The organism is Streptococcus sp. 79 (genome assembly GCF_013277425.1).
GTDB classification, from domain to species: domain Bacteria; phylum Bacillota; class Bacilli; order Lactobacillales; family Streptococcaceae; genus Streptococcus; species Streptococcus pseudopneumoniae.
Genome location: NZ_VMMW01000118.1, coordinates 1 through 3,901 on the forward strand (window position 1 = coordinate 1; position 3,901 = coordinate 3,901).

The 3,901-nt window shown below is 37.2% G+C and carries 2 protein-coding genes and 4 pseudogenes; 1 reads left to right on the forward strand and 5 read right to left on the reverse strand.

Translation table 11 applies throughout. The annotated features are described in order from the left end of the window. The 3 genes and pseudogenes from HT729_RS12295 to HT729_RS11390 all read right to left on the reverse strand — a co-directional run. Positions 1-123, reverse strand: a pseudogene (locus HT729_RS12295) (IS630 transposase-related protein); the annotation flags it as partial. 36 nt (positions 124-159) lie between these two features. Further along, the gene (locus HT729_RS11385) at positions 160-513 is read right to left on the reverse strand and encodes an aminotransferase class V-fold PLP-dependent enzyme (RefSeq protein WP_000945719.1); all 354 of its coding nucleotides are present in this window, start codon (positions 511-513) and stop codon (positions 160-162) included. 677 nt (positions 514-1,190) lie between these two features. Then, positions 1,191-2,570, reverse strand: coding sequence for an FAD-dependent oxidoreductase (locus tag HT729_RS11390; RefSeq protein WP_000036801.1), 1,380 nt, complete (start codon positions 2,568-2,570; stop codon positions 1,191-1,193). A gap of 295 nt (positions 2,571-2,865) precedes the next feature. Here HT729_RS11390 and HT729_RS11395 point away from each other — a divergent pair. After that, positions 2,866-3,586: pseudogene (locus HT729_RS11395) on the forward strand (FAD:protein FMN transferase); the annotation flags it as partial. A 12-nt stretch (positions 3,587-3,598) separates the two neighbouring features. Here the strand turns inward: HT729_RS11395 and HT729_RS11400 are convergent. Beyond that, positions 3,599-3,706: pseudogene (locus HT729_RS11400) on the reverse strand (IS5/IS1182 family transposase); the annotation flags it as partial. A gap of 102 nt (positions 3,707-3,808) precedes the next feature. Then, a pseudogene (locus HT729_RS11405) lies at positions 3,809-3,901 on the reverse strand (IS5/IS1182 family transposase); the annotation flags it as partial.

Genomic DNA, 3,901 nt, shown 5'->3' on the forward strand with positions numbered 1-3,901 from the left:
TTCTTTTCCCACGTGAAGAGAGTTCTGACGCCGACATCAAAAACCTTGGCTGCCTCGACATGGCTGTGCCCCCTCTTTGATGTAATCTAATGCTCGCTGTTTAAAATCTGTACTATATGCCATAGCTTTATTATAACATGCTTGTTTGAAACTAAGCAACTATAACATTTTCCAAGGTAAATAATTAGAATGGTGTTCTAATACAGACACGCCTAATTTACCTTTATTATATTTTATAGACCTACTAAGTAAGTTATAAGCCTCCGTAGCACTTTTAGTGAAAAGCACATTGTAGTTACTGGCACTTAGAAAATTTTTAATTTTTTTCTTAACAGCCTCATATTCATTAGAAAAAATTAAATCATTTTTTGAATTATGTCTCTTAATGTTTATTGGAATTCCTGAATAAACTTCTGTTAATTTATTAACAACAGCTTTTGGCTTGGGAACTGTAGCTGCATTATCAAAATAAATAATATCTGATGTTTGAAAAGAAAATAAATTCCTCAACATATTTCACCACTTTGAAAATCTACTACCATTAAAAATTTCTACTTCCTAAGATTTAAAATTCGATTTATGTAATACATTGTATTGGCACATCTTTTTGGGAAATACAACTGAACCATTTAATACTACTACAGAAACTTCATCACTACTATGGCTTCTGCTGACTTCTCATGATTCCTTGTTACTATGCTTTAGGCGCTCATGAAACCTCACGGAATCAGTCCCAGATTTTTCTTCCTTTATAACAGAGGACGTTAAAAGGTTACAGTGAAAATAGGAAATCGGACGCAGAGTCTTTGGACTCTAGGAAGATTTATCTTTTTCACACAAACCTTAGTCCGAATTCAATTACTTTCATGACTTACAGATATAAGTTACGACTACCTATTTAAACTTTAGAGTTCTTGGCTATCTCATCTGCTAGATAGGCTTTCCTAGCACCTCTCTGTTCCTAGAACCAGGATTTCGCTATTCTTTCCTCTAACGTTTTTTACTCTAACGTCAGGGTCTATCTCCAGACCGTCTTCGTCCGCTACCTCACGATAGTCAGGATTGAGGGGCGCTGTTGGGTTCATCGGTAGCTAGTGCCCACAGAGGACTTGTTCCTCAGATGTAGGCCATGACCCGTCGTACCTAAAAAACTATCCGACCTTAACTTAAGACCAGATAGTTCATCATTTTTATTTTTCAGCTGTAAGGGCAGCCATTGTGATGTAGTTGTATGGTTTGTTGAAGTGTGGCAAGAAGAAGAGGTCTGTCAATGCCAATTTATCAATTGTTACATGCTCTTGGATAGCAAGTGAGAACATGTGAATTCCCATGCTGATTGAAATATCGTGTGAAACCATTTGGGCACCAAGAATTTCACGGCTATCTTTGTCAAAGACAATCTTAATCGCTACTTCATGGTTATCGTGTTTCATGAATTCTGGTTTTTGAAGATCGTTAAATCCTGTCTCAGTCGCATTGTAACCTGCAGCTTTTGCTTTTTCAAGAGTCAAACCAGTTGAAACCATGTGAAGACCATAGATTGAGATACCGTTTGAACCTTGAACACCGATTCCTTCCAATTCATGTCCACAAGCATTGTAGGCACCAACGATACCAGTACGAACTGCGTTTGAAGCAAGGGCGATGTAGCTTGTGTCTTTACGAGCATTATCATAGACAGTCGCACAGTCACCAACTGCAAATACACCTGGAATTGAAGTTTCTTGTTTCTTATCTACAAGGAAAGCACCATTTCGGAAGAGTTCAATCTTACCGTCAGCAAGAGCTGTGTTAGGACGGAAACCAACCGCAAGAACAACCATATCCACATCAAAAGTTTCTTTATCGGTAATCAAGCGTTCAACTTTACCGTCACCTTCGATTGCTTTAACAGTTTGACCAAGAGCCAAGCGGATGTTGTGGTCTTCCAAGTTCTTCGCCATCATTTGTGTAAAGTCTTTGTCATAGTAACCGTTCAAGACAGTATCAACGATATCGACAAGGACAACTTCTTTTCCAAGACGCTCAAAGGCTTCAGCAAGTTCAACACCAATGTAACCACCACCAACAACGGCGATACGGTCAAGGTGTTGGCTCTTGTCAGCAAGTTTATTGATCACTTCTTCAGCGTTTTGGTACAATTTCACGAATTGTACGTTTTCAAGAGTTGCTTTAAATTCGCGGTTTCCTTTAAGAATTTCAACACCTTCTATTGGTGGCAAGATTGGTGTAGAACCTGTAGCGAAAATCAATTTCTCGTATGATTCTTTGTGCTCTTTTCCTTCAACTTCGGCTGTGACTACTTTGTTATCATAGTCGATTGAAAGAACAGGTGAGTTCATGTAAACCTTAGCACCTTTAGCTTCCAATTTTTCTTTATCAGAATAGAACAAGCCTTCAGCACCGTCAATTTGATTACCAATCCAAAGAGCCATTCCACATCCTAGGAAAGAGATGCTAGAGTTTTGGTCAAATACAACAATTTCGTTCTCATTTCCAAAATTATCCAACATAGTATTAATACATGCTGTACCAGCATGGTTAGCACCGACTACAACAATTTTACTCATAAAAAATTTCCTACTTTCATTCTAAATTTACCTTACTAGTATACCATTTATTGTCAGCGTTTACCAGAGGTTTGCTATTACTTTATCATTTTTTATCAAAAACAATTCTCCATTTATCCTAATTTCAAGCCTAATGAATTTTTTTAAGCATATTTCTTGACTTTTTCCAAATTTAATTTATGAAAATTCTAGCTTTATGGTATTATAATAACATGAAAATAAAATACAAGGTCTTCCATTTATATAATTATTTGATATTGCAACTTATTTTCTACAAAAGAAAAAAGTTGCTAGCTTGCCTCTTCGTTCACATTCTGAACTCCTAACGGGAACCACTATCACTATTTCATTAGTTAATGAGTGAGCAGATATCTTACTCCAAAAATCCTTTGATTTGCTCAAAAAGCTTGAATACCATTTCAATGCCAATAGTCAAGAATCTGAGTTGATGGAAATCAATTATCAAGCAGGAATAGCCCCCGTCACTGTTCATCCAGACCTGTTTGAACTGATTTCACTTGGTTTAGAGCATAGCCTAGCACTCTATAGCCAGCTCAACATCAGTATTGGTCCCCTAATTCAAACCTGGCGCATTGGTTTTTCAGATGCCAAAGCTGCACAACCTCAAGAAATTGAAGCGGTGCTGTCTCTAATCAATCCTCATGATATCGAGTTAGATTCTTCTACTTCCATTGTATTCTTAAAGCAGAAAGGAATGAAAATCGATTTAGGTTGTTTAGTCAAGGGTTATAGTGCAGATAAAGGGTGCCCAATTTCTTAGAAAAGAGGGTATGACTTCTGCCTTGATCAATCTGGGAGGGAGTATCCTGACCATTGGAAAAAATCAGACAAGAGGGGATAACACTTGGCAAATCGAGATTCAAGATTCAGCCAATCCGAGGGGAAATCACTTAATGACCATTCCCGTTGTCAATCAATCTGTCGTGACTTCAGGCATTTATGAACGTCACCTGACAGTCGATGGACAAGATTACCATCACATTTTTGACAATAGACTTCCTGCAAAACTAGAATCCTAGTTCATGATTGATAATGCCAGCAATCAAATTCATTCGTAATCCGAAGCGTTTACGATGATTTCGATAGGTTGTTGAAAATATTTTAAACGTTTTCATAGTGAAATGAAATAAGAACAGGACAAATCAATCAAGACAGTCAAATCGATTTCTAACAATGTTTTAGAAGTAGATGTGTACTATTCTAGTTTCAATCTACTATACTTTGTCAAAAATACTCTCAACCTTGATTCTCTCCTTAGATAGCGCATGGTTACAGGCTTTATCTTCAGCTGTTAGCGGCTTGAGTTTGCT

Coding starts and splice junctions, on each gene's coding strand:
- HT729_RS11390 (WP_000036801.1), bottom strand. CDS start 2,570: ATGAGTAAAATTGTTGTAGTCGGTGCTAACCATGCTGGTACAGCATGT.
- HT729_RS11385 (WP_000945719.1), bottom strand. CDS start 513: ATGTTGAGGAATTTATTTTCTTTTCAAACATCAGATATTATTTATTTT.